This window comes from Afipia sp. GAS231 (assembly GCF_900103365.1).
Classification (GTDB): Bacteria; Pseudomonadota; Alphaproteobacteria; order Rhizobiales; family Xanthobacteraceae; genus Bradyrhizobium.
The window spans coordinates 462,517-484,317 of record NZ_LT629703.1 but is presented as its reverse complement, the minus strand read 5'-3'; the positions used below and the strand labels follow the sequence as shown (position 1 = coordinate 484,317).

23 protein-coding genes and 1 tRNA gene are annotated in these 21,801 nt (G+C 63.4%); 14 read left to right on the top strand and 10 right to left on the bottom strand.

What is annotated here, in order from left to right; genetic code table 11:
* Positions 1-3 precede the first annotated feature (3 nt).
* Genes BLS26_RS02315 through BLS26_RS02305 form a run of 3 tightly spaced genes read right to left on the bottom strand, consistent with a single transcriptional unit; the run spans position 4 to position 916 of the window.
* Positions 4-228 (bottom strand): GDCCVxC domain-containing (seleno)protein, encoded by a 225-nt coding sequence (locus BLS26_RS02315; RefSeq protein WP_092508065.1) that lies wholly within the window; start codon positions 226-228, stop codon positions 4-6.
* A gap of 4 nt (positions 229-232) precedes the next feature.
* Entirely contained in the window at positions 233-517 is a 285-nt protein-coding gene (gene merP, locus BLS26_RS02310; RefSeq protein WP_092508063.1) for a mercury resistance system periplasmic binding protein MerP, read from the bottom strand.
* A 12-nt stretch (positions 518-529) separates the two neighbouring features.
* Positions 530-916, bottom strand: a complete 387-nt coding sequence (locus BLS26_RS02305) for a mercuric transporter MerT family protein (protein ID WP_092508061.1) — start codon at positions 914-916, stop codon at positions 530-532.
* Between the two features lie 48 nt (positions 917-964).
* Here BLS26_RS02305 and BLS26_RS02300 point away from each other — a divergent pair, with 48 nt between their 5' ends.
* The 7 genes from BLS26_RS02300 to BLS26_RS02270 all read left to right on the top strand — a co-directional run bounded on the left by BLS26_RS02300 (position 965) and on the right by BLS26_RS02270 (position 5,025).
* Complete coding sequence (locus tag BLS26_RS02300; RefSeq protein ID WP_092508059.1) at positions 965-1,417, top strand: helix-turn-helix domain-containing protein; 453 nt, start codon at positions 965-967, stop codon at positions 1,415-1,417.
* Between the two features lie 79 nt (positions 1,418-1,496).
* On the top strand, positions 1,497-1,850 hold the full coding sequence (locus tag BLS26_RS02295) for a helix-turn-helix transcriptional regulator (protein ID WP_092508057.1): 354 nt from the start codon (positions 1,497-1,499) through the stop codon (positions 1,848-1,850).
* A gap of 11 nt (positions 1,851-1,861) precedes the next feature.
* On the top strand, positions 1,862-2,341 hold the full coding sequence (locus BLS26_RS02290) for an ArsI/CadI family heavy metal resistance metalloenzyme (protein WP_092508055.1): 480 nt from the start codon (positions 1,862-1,864) through the stop codon (positions 2,339-2,341).
* A 1-nt stretch (position 2,342) separates the two neighbouring features.
* Positions 2,343-3,035: an MIP/aquaporin family protein gene (locus BLS26_RS02285; protein ID WP_092508053.1), complete on the top strand. Its 693-nt coding sequence runs from the start codon at positions 2,343-2,345 to the stop codon at positions 3,033-3,035.
* Positions 3,032-3,439 (top strand): arsenate reductase (glutaredoxin), encoded by a 408-nt coding sequence (gene arsC, locus BLS26_RS02280; protein WP_092508051.1) that lies wholly within the window; start codon positions 3,032-3,034, stop codon positions 3,437-3,439. The genes BLS26_RS02285 and arsC overlap by 4 nt, the downstream gene beginning before the upstream one ends.
* 47 nt (positions 3,440-3,486) lie before the next feature.
* Entirely contained in the window at positions 3,487-4,746 is a 1,260-nt protein-coding gene (locus BLS26_RS02275) for an adenylate/guanylate cyclase domain-containing protein (RefSeq protein ID WP_092508049.1), read from the top strand.
* A gap of 63 nt (positions 4,747-4,809) precedes the next feature.
* Complete coding sequence (locus BLS26_RS02270) at positions 4,810-5,025, top strand: hypothetical protein (protein WP_092508047.1); 216 nt, start codon at positions 4,810-4,812, stop codon at positions 5,023-5,025.
* On the opposite strand, the gene BLS26_RS02265 is transcribed toward BLS26_RS02270, so the two are convergent.
* A complete protein-coding gene (locus BLS26_RS02265; RefSeq protein ID WP_092517530.1) occupies positions 5,022-6,047 on the bottom strand; it encodes a putative zinc-binding metallopeptidase in 1,026 nt (341 codons plus the stop codon). The two genes, BLS26_RS02270 and BLS26_RS02265, sit on opposite strands and share 4 nt — an antisense overlap.
* 179 nt (positions 6,048-6,226) lie before the next feature.
* On the bottom strand, positions 6,227-7,804 hold the full coding sequence (locus BLS26_RS02260) for a winged helix-turn-helix domain-containing protein (RefSeq protein ID WP_092517529.1): 1,578 nt from the start codon (positions 7,802-7,804) through the stop codon (positions 6,227-6,229).
* 225 nt (positions 7,805-8,029) lie between these two features.
* Between BLS26_RS02260 and BLS26_RS02255 the strand changes: the two genes are divergently transcribed.
* From BLS26_RS02255 to BLS26_RS02245, 3 genes are all read left to right on the top strand, one after another.
* Positions 8,030-8,890, top strand: a complete 861-nt coding sequence (locus BLS26_RS02255) for a class I SAM-dependent methyltransferase (protein ID WP_092508045.1) — start codon at positions 8,030-8,032, stop codon at positions 8,888-8,890.
* 114 nt (positions 8,891-9,004) lie between these two features.
* Positions 9,005-9,925 (top strand): alpha/beta fold hydrolase, encoded by a 921-nt coding sequence (locus tag BLS26_RS02250; RefSeq protein WP_092508043.1) that lies wholly within the window; start codon positions 9,005-9,007, stop codon positions 9,923-9,925.
* A gap of 105 nt (positions 9,926-10,030) precedes the next feature.
* On the top strand, positions 10,031-11,344 hold the full coding sequence (locus tag BLS26_RS02245) for an O-acetylhomoserine aminocarboxypropyltransferase/cysteine synthase family protein (RefSeq protein ID WP_092508041.1): 1,314 nt from the start codon (positions 10,031-10,033) through the stop codon (positions 11,342-11,344).
* Positions 11,345-11,519: 175 nt separating this feature from the next.
* Here BLS26_RS02245 and BLS26_RS02240 read toward each other — a convergent pair whose 3' ends face one another.
* Entirely contained in the window at positions 11,520-11,753 is a 234-nt protein-coding gene (locus BLS26_RS02240; RefSeq protein WP_092508039.1) for a DUF1127 domain-containing protein, read from the bottom strand.
* A gap of 259 nt (positions 11,754-12,012) precedes the next feature.
* Here BLS26_RS02240 and BLS26_RS02235 point away from each other — a divergent pair, with 259 nt between their 5' ends.
* Positions 12,013-13,605 (top strand): serine hydrolase, encoded by a 1,593-nt coding sequence (locus BLS26_RS02235; protein WP_157676258.1) that lies wholly within the window; start codon positions 12,013-12,015, stop codon positions 13,603-13,605.
* A 13-nt stretch (positions 13,606-13,618) separates the two neighbouring features.
* Here the strand turns inward: BLS26_RS02235 and BLS26_RS02230 are convergent, their stop codons facing one another.
* From BLS26_RS02230 to BLS26_RS02220, 3 genes are all read right to left on the bottom strand, one after another.
* Positions 13,619-14,833, bottom strand: a complete 1,215-nt coding sequence (locus BLS26_RS02230) for a multidrug effflux MFS transporter (RefSeq protein ID WP_092508035.1) — start codon at positions 14,831-14,833, stop codon at positions 13,619-13,621.
* 187 nt (positions 14,834-15,020) lie between these two features.
* Positions 15,021-16,277 carry an MFS transporter gene (locus BLS26_RS02225; RefSeq protein WP_092508033.1) on the bottom strand — a complete coding sequence of 419 codons (1,257 nt, stop codon included), beginning with the start codon at positions 16,275-16,277 and terminating at the stop codon, positions 15,021-15,023.
* 279 nt (positions 16,278-16,556) lie between these two features.
* Positions 16,557-18,086 (bottom strand): outer membrane protein, encoded by a 1,530-nt coding sequence (locus BLS26_RS02220; protein ID WP_172804529.1) that lies wholly within the window; start codon positions 18,084-18,086, stop codon positions 16,557-16,559.
* A 235-nt stretch (positions 18,087-18,321) separates the two neighbouring features.
* Between BLS26_RS02220 and BLS26_RS02215 the strand changes: the two genes are divergently transcribed.
* Together BLS26_RS02215 and BLS26_RS02210 are read left to right on the top strand one after the other, a co-directional pair.
* The gene (locus BLS26_RS02215; RefSeq protein ID WP_092508029.1) at positions 18,322-19,308 is read left to right on the top strand and encodes an AraC family transcriptional regulator; all 987 of its coding nucleotides are present in this window, start codon (positions 18,322-18,324) and stop codon (positions 19,306-19,308) included.
* Between the two features lie 231 nt (positions 19,309-19,539).
* Complete coding sequence (locus tag BLS26_RS02210) at positions 19,540-20,109, top strand: pentapeptide repeat-containing protein (protein WP_092508027.1); 570 nt, start codon at positions 19,540-19,542, stop codon at positions 20,107-20,109.
* A gap of 104 nt (positions 20,110-20,213) precedes the next feature.
* Here the strand turns inward: BLS26_RS02210 and BLS26_RS35450 are convergent.
* Positions 20,214-20,272: transfer RNA gene (locus tag BLS26_RS35450), tRNA-Asp, on the bottom strand.
* Between the two features lie 54 nt (positions 20,273-20,326).
* Between BLS26_RS35450 and BLS26_RS02205 the strand changes: the two genes are divergently transcribed.
* The gene (locus BLS26_RS02205; RefSeq protein ID WP_092508025.1) at positions 20,327-21,703 is read left to right on the top strand and encodes an Nramp family divalent metal transporter; all 1,377 of its coding nucleotides are present in this window, start codon (positions 20,327-20,329) and stop codon (positions 21,701-21,703) included.
* Positions 21,704-21,801 lie beyond the last annotated feature (98 nt).

Below are 21,801 nucleotides of genomic sequence, written 5' to 3'. Positions count from 1 at the left end.
GGGTTATGTACAGCAGGAGGCGGCGCCGGGTTCGCCCGAGCGTACCGCCTGTATCGGCGGGCACGGCACCGAGCCGTAGGAGCAGAACACGCAGCAATCGCCCGCCTTCGGCTTCAGCTTTGTTCCGCAGCCGGTGCATTCGTAAAAGAACCGGCAGGCATCGGTCGGCATCGTCTCGGATCTGGCGGTGGCGCAGATCGGACAGGTGATGGTCGATTGAAGAATCATCGGATCAGCTCTTGGGAGCGGAAGGATAACCGGCATTGGTCGTCGCCGAAGTCAGTCGGTCCACCTCGGTTTTGGTATCGTCATAAATGACCGTTGCCGTCTTGTCCTTGTAGGACACCCCAACTTTGGTGACACCCGGGACGGCCTCGAGGCTTCCTTTGACGATCGAAGGGCAGGCCGCGCAGTCCATATTCTTCACGGCCAGAGTGACGGTCCTTTCCGCCGCCATTGCGGCCGACGAAACGACGATGCCAACTGTGATTACGGCGTAGGTGAGAAGTCTGGTCATTGGATTTTCCGTTCACGGATTGAGGAGCAGGGGGGCGATGAAATCGAAGCCCAGTGCGATGAAGACGAGGATCGTCGCCAGGATGAGTCCGGTCTTGACGATCCGGTTTGACAGCGGTCGCGCGCAGGATTTGCCCTCGGCACAGGCAACCCGCGTGGATCGATAGACCAGCCAGTAACCGTAGCCCAGGAACGCCATTGTGGCCGCAATGAACCACGGCTGATACGGCGCAAGCCGCGTGAAGTTGCCGATCCACGCGCCGCTCACGCCCAGGCTAAACAGGACGAGGGGCAAGATGCAGCACGACGAGGCCGCAAGCGCGCCGAGAAGGCCGCCCGCTGCCACGAGCCCCGGCTGATGCCGCATGTCGCCAATGTGATGGTCTTGATCGCGTGCCATGGGGTATAGGATGCATCCTGTAGCGACTACAGGATCAAGGACTGTTTCATGCGCGCCATCACGTCTTCGCGAGCCGAGAGTCTGCCGATCGGGGAACTGTCGAAACGCAGTGGCGTGAAGATCGAAACCATCCGCTACTACGAGCGGGTGGCGATGCTTCCCCCGCCGACCCGAACGGCGAACGGCCGGCGGGTCTATGGCGCAACCGACCTCCGAATGCTGGCTTTCATCCGGCGCTCGCGCGAACTCGGGTTTTCGCTTGAGGATATCCGCGCGTTGCTGCGGCTTGGCGGGCCTGAAAAAGCCTCGTGCCGCGAAGTACGCGAGATCGCCGCGCATCATCTTGAGGACATCCGCGCCAAGCTCGATGACTTGACCAGGATGGAACGACTGCTTTCCAGGACCGTGGCACGCTGTTCCGGCAAGACGGCACCGGATTGTCCGGTGCTGGATATTCTCGATATTCGGCGGCCTGAATCGAAACGAAGCTTGGAGCCGTAGCCGCGGCGTTCGGTGCCCGTTCAACCGGATTTGCTATCGGCGCTTGACGGGCGCTCCATATATCCATAAGTCTAGATATATGGAATCGGAAGACGCCATTCTCGCGCTGGCCGCGCTGGCCCAATCCACCCGCCTGGATGTCTTCAGGCTATTGGTGAAGCATGAGCCGGACGGTCTGGCGGCCGGCGACATCGCCAAGGCGCTCGCCGTGCCGCAGAACACGATGTCGTCGCATCTGGCGGTGCTGTCGCGCGCGGAGTTGGTCTTGAGCGAGCGGAAGAGCCGTTCCATCATTTACCGGGCCAATCTGGCGGCGTTTCAGCGCCTGACGTCGTTCATGGTGGAAGATTGTTGTGGCGGTCGCGCCGATCTCTGCGCGCCCGTCGCATGGTGCAAGCCCGCGCGCGGCAAACGCGTCAAGGCTACGGCCTGAGGGGGAATGTCATGAAGCGCCTTCACATTCACATGGCGGTCGAAGACCTGCCGCGATCGATCGGATTCTATTCGGCGCTGTTCGCAGCCGAGCCTGCCGTGGTCAAAGCCGATTACGCCAAGTGGATGCTGGAAGATCCCCGGGTCAATTTCGCCATCTCGACGCGGGGGCGGCAGCCGGGCCTCGATCACCTCGGCATTCAGGTCGAGAATTCCGGCGAACTGCAGGAAGTCTATGCCCGCCTTCACAAGGCCGGCGGCGAAGTCGTCGAGCAGGGCGCCACCGCGTGCTGCTATGCCAAATCCGAGAAGTCTTGGATCGACGATCCCGCGGGGATCGCATGGGAGACCTTTCTGACGACCGGCGAAAGCACCGATTACGGCGACGGTAGCGGCGAGCGGGCGGTGCGGGTGGCGCACGAAAAGCAGAGCGCTTGTTGCGTTCCGCAAGCCGCATCTGCTGCGTCCGCGTCAGCCTGCTGCGATTCCTGAGGTGCCGGACTTCGACCTGCCACGCCGCCTTGCGGCCGAAGCGCTCGGCACCGCGCTCCTGGTGGCGACCGTTGTCGGCTCCGGCATCATGGCCGAAGGCCTGACCAAGGATGTCGCGCTGGCGCTGCTCGGCAATACGTTGCCGACCGGCGCGATCCTGGTGGTGCTGATTACCATTCTCGGTCCGATTTCGGGCGCGCATTTCAATCCGGCGGTATCGCTGGTATTTGCCCTGAAACGCGAACTGGCGCCGCGCGACGCGCTGCTCTATGTCGCGGCGCAGGTCGCCGGCGGCATCGTCGGAACCGTGATGGCGCACGCGATGTTCGCGCTGCCGCTGGTCGATGCCTCGCTAAAGGTGCGAACCGGCGGCGGGCAATGGTTTGCCGAAGCCGTCGCGGCGTTCGGGCTGGTCGCGACCATTTTGGCCGGCATCCGGTTCAACCGGTCAGCGGTGCCGTGGCTGGTGGGCCTTTACATCACGGCGGCCTATTGGTTTACCGCGTCGACCTCGTTTGCCAACCCAGCCGTTGCCATCGCGCGATCGATGACCAATACCTTTTCCGGCATTCGGCCCGCAGATCTTCCCGGCTTCATCGGGGCCGAGATTTTCGGCGCCGTCGCCGCCATGATCTTCATGGGCTGGCTGCTGCATAGCGGCGGCGAGGCAATCACGAAGGAGGCTCGCTCATGAGCGTCACGATCTATCACAATCCCGCCTGCGGCACTTCGCGCAACACGCTGGCGATGATCTGTGAGAGCGGCTGTCAGCCCGAGGTCATCGAATACGTGAAAAATCCGCCGAGCCGCGCCCGGCTGGTCGAATTGATCCAGGCGATGGGCATCTCGGCGCGCGAACTGTTGCGCGAGAAGGGCACGCCCTATGCGGAGCTCGGACTCGCCGATCCCAAATGGACCGACGAGGAACTGATCGATTTCATGCTCGCGCATCCGATCCTGATCCAGCGGCCGATCGTGGTGACCGCGAAGGGTGTTCGGGTTTGCCGGCCGTCGGAGCTGGTGCTCGATCTGCTCGACCGGCCCGTCGCCAGCTTCGTCAAGGAGGACGGCGAGGCGGTCATACGCCCGAAACCCTGAAGCTGGCGTAGCCTTTTACTCGCAGCGATTGCGCGGCATAATGGCGTATGGAACTTAACTCCCGCCTGCAACTGATGAACTGGCTGGTCAGCCAGGGCCTTGAAGGTCTGCCCGAAAACGATCTGATCCGCGGCTTCTGCGAGCGCTGCCGCGCCGGGGGTCTCGACGTGTCGCGCGCGATGGTCTTCATCGACACCTTGCACCCGATCTTCGAAGGCCGCGGGTTTCGCTGGAACGACACCGCGACCAACGAGAGCGACGCGTTCGAATACGGATCGACCGAGCAGGGCGACAATGCGCAGAACTGGCGGCGGAGCGTGTTCTATCACATGCTCGAAAACGGCCAGAGCGAACTGGCGCTCGATCTCGCCCAAGGGGCTGCGCAGAATTTCGGGATGATCGACGACCTCGCGGCCAAGGGACACAAGCATTTCGTGTCCTATGTCCACCACTTCGGCGAGGCCGGCACCATGGGGCAGATGGACTGCGTCTATTCCTACTGGACCACGCGGCGCGGCGACGGATTTGGCGAGCAGGGGATGGCGGCGCTGCGCGACCTGGTGCCGGTGCTGGGGCTCGCGATCAAATCCGCAGCCCAAGCCGACATCGCCAAGACGCTGGGCCGGGTCTATCTCGGTCGCGACGCCTCCGAGCAGGTGCTGCGCGGGCGGATCATGCGCGGCGTCACCGAGCGCATCAATGCGGTGCTGTGGTTTTCCGATTTGCGCGGTTCGACGGCGATCAGCGAGGGCATGGAGCCGTCCGAGATCATCCCGTTCCTCAACGATTACGCGCAGGCCTCGATCGACGCCATCCACGAGGCCGGCGGCGAGGTGCTGAAGCTGATCGGCGACGGCGTGCTCGGCATGTTCACCCACGAGAATCTCGCGGTCGCCAAGCGCGCGGCGCTGCGCGCCGAACACCGCTTTCGCCGCAACATGCGCGCGCTCAACAGCCGCCGCGCGGCGGACCAGCGGCCGGTGACGACGGCCCATGTCGGCCTGCATGTCGGCGAGGTGTTTTACGGCAACATCGGCAGCGAGGACCGGCTTGATTTCACCGTGGTCGGACCCGCCGTCAACGAAGTCAGCCGCATCGCCTCGATGTGCCGCTCGGTCGAGCGGGAATTGCTGATGTCGTCGGCGTTCCGCGGCGGGCTGGATGCCGCGGGGCGCAACTACCTGGTATCGACCGGCCGCTTCGCGCTGCGCGGCATCAGCCGCGCGCAGGAACTTTACACGCTCGATCCGGACATTGTCGCCGATGAGGTCGTGGCCGGGAAATACGAGCGATACCTGGCGCCTTGAGCGAGATCAAAGGCAGCTCGCGGATTGCCGTGACACAACAAGTTCGAATGGAAGGAAGTCAGCATGTCTGCATCCGAGATCGCACATCGTCATTTTTCCTCAGCCGTCGCGGAAGCGGAGAGTGCGGGGCAGGACGCGGATAGCCTCTGCCGCGCGCTGCTCAGCCTCGTTGTCTCGAAATATCTCGAGAGCAGGGCGGTTGGCGACGTCCAGTCGGAGCTCCGCTTCATTGCCGACAATTGCGATCCCGACACCGATTTCAACTTCATGCGGCCTTAGCTTTGGCCGATCCCGATCGATTCGGTTTCCGCAACCGGTTCGGCCTGCTGCCTGAAGTTGAGGATCGCCATATGGACCAAATGCAGCTTGCCGCGGACGGCCGGTGTCAACTGGAACGGATAGGCGTCGTTGAGGCCCATCGAGCGGTTGAGTTCGTTGATGCTGTAGGCAACCGGGCTCCACGACGTCAGCAACGCCTCGAAGTCCGCTTCCAGATACGGATCTTCCAGGGTCTGGCGTGAACGCGCGTCGAGCGACAAAGGAAGCGCCGCGGCGGAATCCAGCGTCGCCACGATATGCAGGAAATGCGCAAACGTCTCCGCCCAATCCTCCCAGGGGTGCGAGGTCGCGTATTCGCTGATGAACGCAGCCCGGTCGTAGGAGCGATTGGTTCGCGCGTGATAGGCCTTCAATGCGGCCTCGTAGCTTGCGGACTCGTCGCCGAAGATCAGCCGGAATGCGCTTTGCAGGTTGGTTCCGTCGACCAGCACTTCCCAGTAGAAATGCCCGACCTCGTGGCGGAAATGGCCGAGCAGCGTCCGGTACGGCTCGCGAAACGCCACGCGTCGGCTTTCGCGTTCGGCGTCGTCGGCCTCCGCGAGGCTGAGCGTGATCAGGCCGGCAAGGTGTCCGGTCAGAATCGGAAACCCTGCGGTCTCGTCCGACAGGATGTCGAAGCAGATCTGTTGTCCGGAGGGAACCGCAAGCGGCAGGCCGAGGCGGGCGAGGTCGTAGACCAGACGTCGCTTCGCGGTCTCGACCCGCTTCCACAGCATCACGTTGCGGTTCGATCCCAGATTGGGAATCGTGCGCGTCAGGCGGCAGGAATCGCAAAACGGATGGCCGTCATCGACCGACCAGTTGCAGCCGATCAAGGTGCGGTTGGCGCACGGCACCGCCGATTTCAAGGCGTCGAATGCAAGGCGCTTCAGATTGAAAGCCAGCGGTGTCTCGCAGGTCGGACACTGCTCCAGCTCAAAGAACGTGGCGGTCCGACAGTGGGGGCAAAGCAGTTGCCTCATGCGCATCCTTGTCCTGCGATGGACAAGGAGCATAGCCGGTTTTGGCCCCGTAGGGTGGGCAAAGCCACCGGGTCGCGCGAACGCGCGCCCGATGACCGGCTTCACGTGCCCACCATTCGGAAGATGAGGGGATTGAGGGTGGGCACGGCGCAAACGCGCCTTTGCCCACCCTACGGGTGCTAAGTGAGCCCGGCGCGCCGGAACCCCTCGACATAATGCTCGCGTTCGGCGGCGTGTTCGAACGGCATCTGGCTGGCGAGCCAGGTCAGCGAAATATCGGGCTGCGCGCGGCGAAGTTCCTGCAACGCCGCTTTCGCGACATCGCGCCGACCCGCCATTCCTGCGGCTGCGGTCAGCACCCGGTGGGCGCCGGAAAAATCGCTTCGTTGCCGCAATCCTTCGCGGGCCAGGCGGATCGCTTCGTCGTAATTGCGGCCGACATACTGGCAATAGGCGGCGACGCCACAATAAACCGCGGCGAACGGGTCGCGTGGACTGAATCTCAGCGCCTGGCGTGCGGTGCGATCACCGTCCTCCCAGCGCCCCCGATAGGCAAGGGCGACGCCGTAGAGGCCGCGGGCCGGCGAGAAATTGGGGTTCAGCCGCAGCGCCAGTTCGAACTCGGCGATGGAGTCGTCGAAGCGACGCGTGAACATATAGACGCTGGCCAGCGCAAAATGCGCCCAGGCGTCCTCGCTGTCGGCGCGGATCGCCGCCAGTGCCGCGCGTTCCGCAGCCGGGACCGCCTTCGGCATCTCTTCCCAGCCCATATGGGCCGAGAACGTATGGCAGGACGCCAGCAGGCTGAGCGCCTGGCCGTAGCCGGGATCGACCGTGATGGCCTTTTCGAGCAGCGCCTGCGCCACCAAATTGTCCTGCCGCGTCACGCGCCAGTAATGCGACAGCGCGCGCATCACCAGATCCCAGGCGTCCATATTGTCGGGCGCCTTGCGGCGAGCGTGAAATTCCTCGGCGGCGTATAGTTGCGGTTCGATCGCCGCCACCACGGCCTGGGTGATTTCGTCCTGCACGGCGAAGACGTCGGCGAGGCCGCGGTCGTAGCGCTCCGCCCACAGGTGGCTGCCGGTGACGACGTCGACGAGCTGGGCCGTGATGCGCACCTGATCGCCGTCCTTGCGCACGCTGCCTTCGACGACATAACCGACGCCGAGTTCCTCGCCGATCTGCCGGTGATGGACCGACTTGCCCCGGTAGATGAAGGACGAGTTGCGGGCGATCACATAGAACCAGCGCAGCTTCGACAGCGCCGTGATGATGTCCTCGGAGATGCCTTCCGAAAAATATTCCTGCTCGGGTTCGCCGCTGATGTTGACGAACGGCAGCACGGCGATGGCGGTGCGATCGAGCGCCGGCAGTTGCCGGTGGGCTGTCTGGCCGGGCTGTTCCGACGTCGGCGTCCGGCCGATGCCTGCTTCCGCGCCGTCCTGGTGCACCTGCACGTCGCCGACGAAGCGGAAGCCCTTGCGCGGGATGGTCCGGATCACGGCCTGGTTCTTGCCGCTGTCGCCGACCGCCCTGCGGGCGGCGTTGATTCGGCTGGTCAACGTCGATTCGGAGACGATACGGCCGTCCCAGATGCTTTCGATCAGATCGTCCTTGCTGACGACCCGCTCGCGGTTCTCCACCAGATAGATCAGGAGGTCGAATACCTGCGGTTCAACGGCAATGCCTTCGCCAGCGCGGGTCAATTCCCGCAGGTCGACATCGAGCACATGTTCGGCAAAGCAAAATCGCACGTGTTTCATCCCAATGGTCCTGCCGTAACGTCTGGATCCGGATGTACGCCGCCAAACCCGCACTGAGAGTGCGAAATCTCACAGAAAGGGGCGTCTCGCTGAAAAATCACGATGTTCTCAAGGTGAAATCAGCGCGGAGTCAGAGTCTTTATGTCTGCGCAGGGCCATGTTCGGTTCATCGCGGTTGCCCCCGTAGCCGCTCTCGCGACCGATAGGGAGATCCCGATGGCCAGCCCGGCATCCGCAGCAGCGACCCAATCCGGCACACAATCCTCGAATCCCGCCCCCGATCTGGTCGCGCTCAAGACGCGACAACAGGTCGCGTGGTCGTCGGGCAACTACGCCATCGTCGGCTCGACCTTGCAGATCGTCGGCGAGCAGCTCTGCGAGGCGCTCGATCTCAAGTCCGGCTCGAAGGTGCTCGATGTCGCCGCCGGCAACGGGATGATGAGCCTCGCTGCGGCGCGGCGCTGGTGCGACGTCACCTCGACCGACTATGTGCCGGCCTTGCTTGATCGCGGCCGCGCGCGTGCGACCGCGGAAGGCATGACGATCGCCTTCGAGGAGGCCGACGCCGAGAACCTGCCGTTCGACGACAACAGCTTCGATACGGTGGTCTCCACTTTCGGCGTCATGTTCACACCGAACCAGGACCGGGCCGCGGCCGAGCTGATGCGCGTGTGCAGGCCGAAAGGGCAGATTGGCCTCGCAAACTGGACGCCGGATGGGTTCATCGGGCAGGTCTTCAAGATACTGGGTAAATATTTGCCGCCGGCGGCCGGCACCAAGTCGCCGGCGCTGTGGGGCACGCGCGCGCGCCTGACCGAAATGTTCGACGCGGGGGCGCAGTCGATCAAGGCGGAATCGCGGCTGTTCAATTTTCGCTACCGTTCGCCGGCGCACTTCCTTGACGTGTTCAAGAATTATTACGGCCCGGTGCTGAAGGCGTTCGCAGCCCTTGAGCCTGCAAAACAGGAAGAACTGCACAACGACCTGCACGCGCTGATCGTGCGCATGAACCGTTCCGGCGACGCCACCATGGTGGTGCCGAGCGAATATCTCGAGGTCGTCATCACCAAGCGTTGAGCGCGGGAATAGCGATCAACGTCTCTCGATCCGGACCGTGATGCGGTCCGGGTCGGGAGCGGCGTCGTACCGCCAAGCCCTCGTCAGCGCCGATCTACAATCAGGAATACTTCGATGACATCAGTGATACATGCTTCTTTCGCCAAGCCCTCCAAAACCGCCGCCAAAACAACTGTGGTGGCGCTGCATTGCTCGCTCGGTTCGGGACGGCAATGGAGCAAGCTGGCCGACGAACTCGGGCGCAGCCACCAGTTCATCGCCCCGGATATTTCCGGCTACGGCACCAACACCTGGGCGCTGGATCTGCCGCTGACGCTGGCGGAAGAGGTCAGGTGCGTGAGCGGTCATCTCAATGATGCGGCCGGGCCGTTCCATCTCGTCGGCCATTCCTACGGCGGTGCCATCGCCTTCAAGATCGCCACCGACCCGGCCTACGCGCACCGCGTCCGCAGCCTGACCCTGATCGAGCCGGTGCTGCCGACGCTGCTGCGCGAGACCGACTCGGACCGGCGGCTTCATGCGCGTTTCGCGCAGCTGGCGCGGGACGTTTCCGAAAACCTCTGGAACGGATCGGTGCTGGAAGCGATCGACCAGTTTGTCGAGTTCTGGAACGGGTCCGGACCGCAGGATCCGCTGCCGGCGACCACGCGGTTGCGGATGATCGAGCGCGCGGACAAGCTGGCCTTCGATTTTTCGGCGGCGCTGGCGGAAGAAAACCTCACCATTGCCGCGGCCTCGCTTCGCGTCCCGACGCTGCTGTTTTCGGGCGGCACGTCGCCGTATTTCACCCAGCGCATCGTGCGGCGTCTTGCCGCGATCGTGGAAGGCGCCGAGGTCAGGCATCTGCCCGAAGCCGGCCACATGCTGGCGATATCGCATGCATCCGTGATCAACCCGGAGATTGCGAAGCACATTGCACGGGCCGATGAACTTGCCGGGCTCTCGCTCGGACTCAATCAAATCGACCTCGGGGAACCGCCGCTTCGGTTCGAGCGGCGCGCGGTGTCCGACCGGGTCGCGGAAGAAAAGTCCTGACGCGTCAAGCGTCCTGACGCGTCATGGGCGCCGGCCGCCATCGCGTGGCCGGCGGCCCGTCTACAACGACGTTGAACGAAGTCCGTAACATCAGAGAGGACCAACATGCCGACCAACAGCAAGCATCCGGAGACGCTCGTCCTGCATTCCGGCTATCGCAGCGACCCCACCACGACAGCGGTCGCGGTTCCGATCTACCAGACCACCAGTTTCGAATTCCGCGATACCGCGCACGCCTCCAACCTGTTCGCCCTGGCGGAGATGGGCAACATCTACAGCCGGATCGGCAATCCCACCTGCGACGCGCTGGAGACGCGGCTGGCCGCGCTCGAAGGCGGTGTCGCGGGTCTCGCGCTCGGGTCCGGGCAGGCGGCCTCGCTGTTTGCGGTGCAGAACATCTGCCACGCCGGCGACAATTTCGTCGCGGCCACCGATCTTTACGGCGGCACCTGGAACCTGTTTGCGAACACCTTGAAGACGATGGGCATCGAGTGCCGCTTTGTCGATCCGTCCGACCCCGAGAATTTCCGCCGGGCGACCGACGCGCGCACGCGCTGCTACTACGCCGAGACGCTTCCAAACCCGAAGCTCACGGTGTTTCCGATCGCTGAGGTGGCGAAGATCGGCCGCGAGCTCGGCGTGCCCCTGATCATGGACAACACGGCGGCTCCCGTGCTGTGCCGGCCGCTCGACCATGGCGCTGCGATCGTCGTGCATTCGACCACCAAATATATCGGCGGCCACGGCACTTCGATCGGCGGCATCATCATCGACGGCGGCAATTTCGATTGGGCGAAGCACAAGGATCGCTTCCCGATGCTCAATACACCCGATCCGAGCTACCACGGCGCGGTCTGGACCGAGGCCGTGAAACCGCTGGGGCCGGTTGCCTACATCATCAAGGCCCGCGTCACCCTGCTGCGCGACGTCGGCGCGCCGATGTCGCCGTTCAACGCCTTCATGTTCATCCAGGGACTGGAGACGCTGCCGTTGCGGATGCGGGTTCACTGCGAGAATGCCAATGCCGTGGCCAAACACCTTGCCAAACATCCTGGGATCACCAAGGTGATCCATCCCTCGCTCATGACCGGTGAGGCAAAGCGGCGTGCGGACGCCATGCTGTCGCGCGGCTACGGCGCGCTGCTGGGGTTTGAACTGAAGGGCGGCATGGATGCCGGCCGCCGCTTCATCGACGGGCTGAAGATGTTCTATCACGTTGCCAACATCGGCGACGCCCGCAGCCTTGCGATCCACCCGGCCTCGACAACGCATTCCCAGCTCTCGCCCGAGGAGCAGGGCATGACCGGCGTGACGCCGGGTTATGTCAGGCTCTCGATCGGCATCGAACATATCGACGACATCCTGGCCGACCTCGACCAGGCGTTGGCCGATGTAGAGGGGCTCTCAAAGGCCGCCTGAGATGGCGGCAAACAGCGCGGAAATGTCACCCACAAAGCGAAGGGCCTGCCGCAAGGCAGGCCCTTTTGCTAAAGCGTTTTCAAGCGAAGCATGCTCTCGGACTTGATCCGGGGGTGGCCGCCGGTTCGCGTAAAGAAAACGCGTCAAAACAAAACTCTTGCCGGTGGGCGAGCGCTCAGTCTAGCTGGTACGGATTGTCCAAGGCGTGCTCGATCTGCGAGCGGCACAGGCCGATATCGCGCAGTTGCCGGTCACTGAAGCTGAGCAGCATTTTTCGCGCGGCCTCGCGCTCTGTGCGGGCGATCCAGGCCGCCAGCCAGTGGTTGATGCGATTGCCGAGATAGGCGGCGAACTTGCGGGCTATCGGAACGGTCGCGGCAGAGCCGGGAATGTTGGTAATCATGGTCATGGCTTGTCATCCTGTTTGGGACTCGCCGGAGCGAGAATGCTGACACCATGACCGCAGTGCGGGAGAAAGACTTTCAGGGGGCTTTGATTTGTCGTCCACCCGGGTTTGAGAAACCCCCGATATGTTGCGGACTTGTAATTTTACTTAACTCCCGCCGTGCGATGTAATGCATAAATTGCGCGAAGCAACCTGGCTGAGCATCACTTGCGGCCGGGCCGATGCTCGAATCGGCCCAGACGTAACTCTCGATGAGGCGTCGATGAAAAGTCCTCGCGTTTCCGGTCTGGGGATCGTGCTCGGCACGATCATGCTGACGGCGTCGATCTGTGGCGCTTCCGCTCAGGAAAAACCGCAAGAGAAATCTCCCGACAAATCCCAAGGCAGCGCAGAGGCGGTCTGGCCGACCAAGGGATGGCAGACGTCCACGCCGGAAGAGCAGGGCATGGATTCGGCGTCGTTGGCCAAACTGGTCGCGTACGGTACCGGCCGCAGCTTTGACAGCCTGCTGATCGCGCGGCATGGCAAGATCGTGCTGGACACCTATTATGCGCCGTATAGCGCCGACATTCCGCACATCATCAACTCCGCCACCAAGGCCGTGATCGGCACCCTGGCGGCAATGGCGATGAAGGACGGTCTGCTCGACAGCACGGACCATCCGATGCTCGACTTCTTTCCCGAGCACGGCATCCAGGTCTTCGATGATCGCAAGAAGGCGATAACGGTGCAGCACTTGCTGGACATGACATCTGGAATCGATTGGCGCGAACCGACGGACGGGCTGCCGGTCACGTTTTTCCAAATGGAACGCAGCCCGGACTGGACCAAATTCATTCTCGATCGTCCGATGTCGAACGCGCCCGGGGATATCTTCAACTACAACAGCGGCAATCCGCATCTGCTCTCGGCCATTCTGACCAAGCTGACGGGGATGAGTGCCGAAGATTTTGCCAAGGCCCGGCTGTTCGGCCCGCTCGGGATCGACGAATGGCGTTGGCGGCGTGATCCGCAGGGCGTCTCGACCGGAGGCAATGGCCTGGCGCTGTTGCCGCGCGACATGGCCAAGATCGGTTACCTCTATCTGCGCAGCGGCCAATGGGAAGGCAAGACATTGCTCCCGCCGGCCTTTGTCGAACAATCGAGCCACGCCACGATCAACATGAACCTGAGGTTCGAGCCGGCGTTCCGGTATTCCAATTACTTCTGGGCGCTGCCGGACCGGAACGTCTACATGGCAGTCGGCTACCATTGCCAGGTCATCATGGTGTTTCCGGCGCTGGACATGGTAGCGGTGACGACGGCCAGGGACTTTTATCCGTTCGGCGTCGTGACAGACTTGATCTCCGGTGCGGTGAAGTCAGACACCGCATTGCCGCCGTCACCCGATGGCGCAAACCTGCTGGCGAATGCGGTCCGCGAAGTTTCAACGGAGAAGCCGAACGAGGTCGGCACTACGCCTGAGACCGCGGCGGCGATCTCGGGAAAGATCTACACCTTTCCCGGCAACGGCCTCGGTTTGAAATCGCTCTCGCTGACGCTGACCGGTTCGCAGCCGCGCATCGATCTGGAATTTTTTGACCGCGACCCGACGGCGCCGTCGCGCAAGGTTGGCGGTCCGATCGGACTCGATGGGCGGTATCAAAAGGGCGATACGACCCCGGCCGGCGTTTCGGCGGCGAAGGGAAGCTGGTCGAGCGACCATACCTTCCTGCTTCGCCGCCTGATCCTGGGCGCGGGCTTGGCCGAGCAGAAGTACACGTTGTCGTTCGACGACGAGAAGCTGAGCGTCCGCGGGATCGACCGGAATGGCCGAGAAGTTTCAGTCGACGGCGGATCGTGGCGCAAGTCCTGACCGGATCCGGCGGCTATGCCGCCTTGGCGCGCAGCGTGTAGAGCCCGAACGCCACCAGCGAAAACACCGTCAGCACGACGCCGAGCGCAAACAGTGCCTGGTGCGAAATCGTCGCCGCCAGCCAGACGCCGATCGCCGCCGACATCATCTGGAAGAAGCCCACCAGCGCCGATGCCGCGCCGGCCCGGTCGCCGAACGGCGACAGCGCCTGCGCCGTGCCGAGCGGATTGACGATGCCCATGCCGAGCAGGAACACGCACATCGCGACGAGGAACGGCAGGAACGAAGGCGCGTACAGCGCAACTGAGAGGATCGCGATGCCGCCTGCGGCCGCCGCCCACAATCCGCCGCGGATCGAGCGGTCGAGGCCGTAGCGCGGCGCCAGCTTGGTCGCGAGCATGCCGGCGGCGAACACGATCATCACGGTGCCGGCGAAAAACAAACCCAATTGAATGGGCGTGAACTGCATCGCCTCGATCAGCACCCGCGGCGCGGCCGAGAACATCGCGAACAGGCCACCCATGATCAGGCTGACGGTGGTGGCCGGGACGATAAAGCGCCGGTCGGTGATCAGGCTTGCGTAGTTCTTTGCAATCGCCAGCGGGTCGAGCGGAGTCCGCGTTGCGTGATGGGTTTCGCCGAACACCGTGTTGTAGGCCAGCGCGCCAAGCGCGGCAAAGGCGGCGACCAAAGCGAATTCGGAACGCCATCCAAAATAATGATCGAGCGCGCCGCCGAGCAGCGGCGAGAAGCCCGGCGCCGCCGCCATCGCAATCATGATCAGCGCCATCGCGCGGGCGAGTGCCGCGCCGGAGAACATATCCCGCGCAATGGCGCGCGACAGCACCGACGTGGCGCAGGCGCCGGCCGCCTGGATGACGCGGCCGGTCAACAGGCCCGGCAGGTCGGTGGCAAGGCCGCACCAGGCGCTGCCGGCAAAGAACACCGCGAATCCGATCAGCACCGGCCAGCGACGGCCGTAGCGATCCGAGATCGGTCCGACCACGAGCTGGCCGAGCGCGAATACTGCGAGGAAGATGGTGATCGCCGAAGTAACCGCGGCACTCGTGACGTTCAGCGACGCCGCCATCTGCGGCAGCGACGGCAGCAGGATGTTGGTCGCGAGCGTGCCGGTGGCGGCAAGGCCCGCCAGCACCGCGATCTGCACGAAGGTGGAGGAGGCCTCCGGACGAGGGGCGGCGTCGATTGCGATGGTCTGGTCGGCCATGGAAGGGTTCCCGCTTCGATATAAAATGACGTATATCATATAAAGCGGGTTAGGGAAGAGAAATGGACGGAATTCAGTCCGTCATGGCCGGGCTTGACCCGGCCATCCACGTGCTTTTCCGCAATTCAAAAGGGAAGTCGTGGATGCCCGGGGCAAGCCCGGGCATGACGTTGTGAAGACGTCCGCATCAACACGCCCGCAGCGCCGCCGGGCCATCACCGACCATGTCCGGCTGCCGCGCCAGCGACACCGCCGGCGACAGCAGGATCACCAGCGCCTGCAAGGCGAAGATGGCGGCGGCGAGGTAAAGGCAGGCCTCGGCGCCGTAGAAGCCGCCGACGACGGCGGCAAGCAGCGAGCCGAGCGGCCTCGCGCCGTAGCTCATGATGTTGATGGCGGAGACGCGCCCGAGCAGCGACGGCGGCGTCACGGACTGGCGCAAGGTCGTGGTCGAGATCACCCACATGATCGGGCCGACGCCGAGCAGGAAGAAGCTCAGGGCAGCCAGCCATGGCGTCGGCACGATCGTGGTCAGCGCCATCCCGCAAGCGGCAACGAAGCCGGTGACCGGGCCGAGGCCTATCACGGTGCCGAAGGCGAGGCGCTTCATCACCCGCGTCGCGCAGAGCGCGCCGACCACCATGCCGACGCCGTACATGGCCAGCGTGGTGCCGACGCCGGTCGCCGAAAGCCCGAGATGGCGCACCGCATAGGGCACGAACACGGCGAGCAGCAGGAACGAGGCCGTGTTGAAGATGAACTGGGTGATGAACACCGGCCGCAGCAGCGGGTGATGCAGCACGAAGGCCGCGCCTTCCCTGATTTCCTGCAGCGGATGACGCCGTGGCACAGGCTGACGCGCCGGCTCGTAGATGCCGGACAGCAACACGACAGCGATCACGGACAGTGCCGTTGCAAAGCCGAACGCCGGCGCGGCCCCGACCCATCCGACCAGCACGCCGCCCAGCGCAGGCCCGCTTGCAAAGGCCACAGTGCGCGCCAGCTCGATCCGCGCATTCGCGGCCGGCAATTGTTGCGCATTGACCAGCGACGGCACCAAAGCGGGCGCGGCGACGCTGTAGGCCACGGTGCCGCAGACCGCGACAAAGCCGAGCAGCGCCAACAATGGCAGCGTCATCAGGTTGAGCCAGAGCAGCAGCAGGATTCCGGCGAGCGCGGCAGCGCGCAACGCCTCCGAACCCACCATCACGGCGCGCCGCGAAATCCGGTCGGCGAGCAGGCCGGCGGGAATCGCGAACAGGATGAACGGCAGCGTCAACGCGGTCTGCAATAGCCCGGTCTGGCCTTCGCCGACGCCAAGCAGCAGCACCGCAACGATGGGCGCCGCGGCCAGCGCAATCTGCTCGGCGGATTGGGCGGCGAGGTTGGACCAGGCCAGGCGGTTGAAGGTTGGGGGCAGGCGGGGTGTTTCGGCGGCGGACATGGCGGTGATTCCCTGAATATTCGGTTGGCAGCCATTGTCCGGGGAGCGGCCCCCCAAACCCACCCGATTCCCGACAAGGGAAGCCGATGATCAGGAGTCATCGGCAAGTTGTTTTGTTTGAAACGCGTTCCGAACCACCCTTGGCGTACCGCCCTTTGCGTACAGCAACACACGGTCGAATGCACAGCCAACACGGCCGGTGGCGGTCTCCTCTGCGGGATTTCGAGCCAGCTGGGCGGCGCTGCGCGGCGCCTCGTTGTTAAACTCCTTTAGACTCCATCAAGGGCCGACCTTGTAGTTCAGGCCGACGCGGATGACGTGATCGTGGACGGTTGTCGAAAATTGGTCGTTTCCACCAAACGGATTCGGCATGCTGCGCGCCACGCCACCGAGGTCGAGATAGAGGTACTCGGCTTTCGCCGTCCAGCGCTCCGACAGCGCCGCCTCGATGCCGCCGCCCGCGGTCCAACCCGATTTGACCTCGCCGAAATTACCCGACGCGAACACGAAGTTATTGTCGCGATCGACATAACTCGTCTCCACGCGCCCCAACGCAGCACCAGCCGTGCCATAAACCAATAGCGGTCCCGAGCCGTAGCCGATGCGTCCGCGCAAGGTCGCAAACCAGGGAAGCCGGGTTGTGAGATCGATGCTTTGAGCCGGCAAACAAAAGTCGAAGCAATCCTTCTGGCGTTGATCGTTGAGCTGAATGTCGCCTTCGACGCCGAGAACCAGATTTTGCGTCTGCCAGTTCGCACCAGCCTGAAGGCCGCCATTCAGGGAACGGGCGGCGAAACTGGTTTGATTGAAGACCGCGTTGTCGAAGCCGAGCGCCCCGGGCCCGTTCGCAACGCCGGCTCCGAGATTGCCACCGACATAGAAGCCGGTCCAGTTGTAGGCCGGCGGCGGCATCATCGCATATGCGCCTGCGAAACTTCCCGCCCCGGCGCCCCGGCTCGGATCGTTGAACAGGTAGTTCACGCCGACGCGGAAGACGTGCTCGTGAATATCGATCGCATATATCTGGGAACTCTGAAATCTGAAGGGGTCGACGAGCGTGTGATTGATCCGGCCGAAATCCATGTAGAGGTATTCGACCTTGGCGGTCCAATGTCCGCCGAGGGCGGCTTCGATGCCGCCGCCCAGTGCCCATCCGGTCCTGGCGTCGTTGAAAGTACTGACGACATCCGGCTGAAAGAAAGAAGCCTGTGAGAGTGAGGTCTTCACGTTGGTGAACGCTGCGCCGCCCGTTGCATAGATCAGGGCTGGTCCCATCGTATAGCCGACGCGGCCACGCGCGGTCGCAAACCACGACAGTTCCTGCGTCGCCTTGAAGGTGAACCCTGGAGCGCAAAAATCGAAACAGGTCGGCGATTGCGAAAGCGCACTGGCCTGGATGTCGCCCTCTACACCGAGCACCCAACGGCCCGCCTGAAAATTGTAACCGAGCTGAGCGCCGCCGAGCCAGCCGGAAGGCGCGAGCATGGGGTGCTCGCCGCCGTCTGTGGCCCGACTGAACGACATATTGACCGGATCGGAGGCGGCTCCGTAGCCCATATTTGCGCCGACATAGAACCCGGTCCAATTATAGACCGGCGCGACGATCGGCGGCGCCTTGGTATAGGCGGCCGGGGGCAAGTCTGCGGCAGCCGCTACACCGATGCCAAGGATCGTGCCACCGGCAACGATGGAAGCGATAAGTGTTGAAATTCGCATGGGGATTCTTTCAGCCAGTGGTCGGTCTGGCTGTGACTTATCGGGTGCGGAAGCGAACCTGTCTTGGTCGGACCGGAACAGCCGGTAGGTCAATCCGGCCCCTTGGCTACTTGGGTTCAGCCTGTGGCTCGATCGGCACAGGTCGCGCATGGGACATTGTCCCAAACGGAACGCTGGATAGGACAATACGGAACGAGACGTACTGATCGATCAGGCGTTCGCGCATGATCGGGAATCCTGCGGCGACGCCGCCGGCGCTCGGCCATTTGAACCGGCAGCCGCCGGGGTGCTACCAAGAACAACGATTGCTCTTACAGGCCGGGGGCCTATGCAGGACCTGCAACCGTTTCGGCATGTTCGGATTTCGACTGAGGATATTCCCGAAAAAAAACGTCTCGCTACCTGGCGCGAGATTTATGGGCGAGGGATTGGCAGTGTCGATATCGATCCGATCGGCGATGCGCCGTTCCGTGCCGATGTCACGTTCAGCTTGCTGCCCGACCTCCGCATTGCAGTCGGCTCGCGAACCCCGGCGCATTACCGGGTAACGCGCGAGCTTGTGGGGCGGGGCCGCGATGGCATCGTCATCAGCATATTGCGGAGCGGCGCCGCCAGCGCCACGCAATTCGGCAAGGAACTGATAAGCGGTGTCGGCAGCGCCAGCGTGTTGTCTTCTGACACTCCCTCGACGAGCACTTTGCATACTGATGGCAGCTTCATCACTCTCGGCTTGTCGCGGCCGGCCATTGCCGCGCTTGTTCCCAATCTTTCGTCGGCCTTCGGCCGGCCGATTCCGAGCGAGAATCGAGCGTTGCGTCTCCTGACCAGGTATCTCGACATCGTCCAGGTCGGCGATGAATTGGAGAACCACGAAATCGCGCATAGCGTGTCGACGCACATTTTCGATCTTGCCGCGCTCGCGCTTGGTGCTCGCGGCGACAGCGCCGATATCGCCAAACAGCGTGGCGCAAAGGCCGCGCGCCTCGCTGCGATCAGGTCCGACGTCCTGGGCAGGCTTGGCCATGGCGATCTATCCGCGGATGACATTGCTGCGAGTCACGGAATTTCATCTCGCTATCTGCGCAAACTATTCGAGGAGGCGGGCTCGTCGTTTTCCTCGTTCGTCCTCGCTGAACGCCTGATCGGGGCCCGTCGAATGCTGGTCGATCGGTATTATGCCCATCTTAACATCGCGCAGATCGCCCATGAAAATGGCTTCGGCGATGTCTCCTACTTCAATCGGGCGTTCCGTCGCCAGTTCGGTGCCACGCCGTCCGATTTCCGCGATGCTGCGAAACGGGAATGGCTGGCCTGACGCTTCGCCTGTGGGGGCAGGCATGATCCGCGAGCAAATTCGAGAAACAAGCAACCAGGGATATCGTCGCGGCCTCGCGCATTCTTTGTAGCGGCCCTCGTTGTGATCGTCACATTTACATGCGCTCGAGCCGAGCCCGGCCCGTGCAAACCAGATCCCTTGAACCAAAATCACCGAGGATACGACGGTTCGTAAGGGGAATCGCATGTATGTGACGTAGGTCGGGGTTTGATGTGCGAAGATGACAGGGTCGATCCCTTAACGTTTTCCCTGCCGGCAGGCGACCGTTCGCTTGCCGGGGCCATCATGCAGGGGCGCGACCTCATGGGCGCACAACTGGCCTATGTCGATCTCACCGGTGCCGACCTCTATTGGGGGTCGCTGCAGGGTTGCGTGCTACAGGGGGCTATCCTGCGGGACTGCTGCCTTCGTGGCGCCTCGATGGTGAAAGCGAATTTGCGCGGGGCTGATCTGACCCACGCGAACCTCTCACTCGACAATCTCGGCGGTACTACCAAACTCGAGGACGCGGATCTCACGGGCGCCGATCTACGGCGCGCGAATATTGGAGGAGCTGTTTTCACGCGTGCGATCCTCGTGGGAGCGGATCTGCGCGGCGCATGGGCTCGATCGATCTTTCCCAGAGACCGTCCCACGCGTTTCGACGGCGCAGACCTGACAGACGCGCGGTTGGGCGGCTTGGATTTGACCGGCTGCATCTATAACGACGAAACGCGCTTCCCCCGCGCCTTCAACCCGCGCAATGCCGGGATGTCCATGTCAGGGACATTGAACAGCTGAAACGGAAGACCAAGAAACGCACCGGCAAACCGGGACAGCGGAACTAGGCGGATCCGGTCAAGCTCACCGAGGGGTGGCCGGCCGCGTGCGCCGGCGTCACGAGAGACGGGGCTCGAACCCGCGGCCTCCGCCGTGACAGGGCGGCGCTCTAACCAACTTGGCTAGATGCAGTTGCAAATGAGTTGCAATAAGGTCGGAGTTCGGTCATCCTGCTGAAATGGATGCACGAACCCCAAAATTGCGCCCTCAAACCGTGCCCGCGAGCGGCGCAGGCTGGCGCGCGGACGCGGCGGCAGGCACCCAGCGCAGCCTGCCGGAGGTCAATGCGACCGTCGCGGTCCCCGTCTTTGGCGGCCACTGGGCGCGGCGCCTCTTGGCCTTCCTCGGCCCGGGCTACCTGGTCTCGGTCGGTTACATGGATCCCGGCAATTGGGCGACCGACCTCGCGGGCGGTTCGAAGTTCGGCTACACGCTGCTGTCGGTGATCCTGCTGTCGAACCTGATGGCGATCCTGCTGCAGGCGCTGGCCGCACGGCTCGGCATCGCCACCGACCGCGACCTGGCGCAGGCCTGCCGCGCCAGTTTTTCGCGCCCGGTAAACCTGCTGCTGTGGTTCGTCTGCGAAGCCGCGATCATCGCCTGCGATCTCGCCGAGGTAATCGGCACCGCGATCGCGCTGAAGCTCTTGTTCGGCATTCCCCTGATCGGCGGCGCGCTGATCACCGCGCTCGATGCCTTCCTGCTGCTGTTGTTGATGAACCGCGGCTTTCGCTTTCTCGAGGCGTTTGTCATTGCGCTCCTGATCGTGATCGCGGTCTGCTTCGGCATTCAGATTGCCGCTGCCGCGCCGCCAGTCGCAGCGATGCTGCGCGGCTTTGTGCCGTCGGCGGAGATCGTCACCAATCCCGAGATGCTCTACATCGCGATCGGCATCATCGGCGCCACCGTGATGCCGCATAATCTCTATCTGCACTCCTCGATCGTGCAGACCCGCGCCTATGAACGCACCGATGAAGGCCGCCGCGACGCCATCAAATGGGCGACGACGGATTCCACCATCGCGCTGATGCTGGCACTGTTCATCAACGCCGCGATCCTGATCGTCGCCGCCGCCACCTTCCATTCCAGCGGCCATTCCGATGTCGCCGAAATCGGCCAGGCGTTCGAACTGCTGACGCCGCTGCTCGGCCTCGGGATTGCCTCCACGTTGTTTGCGGTGGCGCTATTGGCCTCGGGCCTCAACTCGACGGTGACCGCGACGCTGGCGGGCCAGATCGTGATGGAAGGCTTTCTGCACCTGCGGCTGCCGAGCTGGGCGCGGCGGCTGGTGACCCGTGGCATCGCCATCGTGCCGGTGGTTGTCATCACCGCGTTCTACGGCGAGCGCGGCACCGCGGACCTTTTGGTGTTCAGTCAGGTCGTGCTGTCGATGCAACTGCCGTTCGCGGTGATCCCGCTGGTGCGGTTCGTGTCCGATCCGAACAAGATGGGCAAGTTCGCGATCTCGCGCTCCGTCGCGATCCTGGCGTGGATCGTGGCAGGGATCATCGTGGCGCTGAACGTGAAGCTGCTGTTCGATACGCTGTTTGGCTAGCTCAACTGTCATCGCCCGGCTTGACCGGGCGATCCAGTATTCCAGAGACGGTTATGATTTAGCCGAGAAGCCGCGGCGTACTGGATCACCCGCTTTCG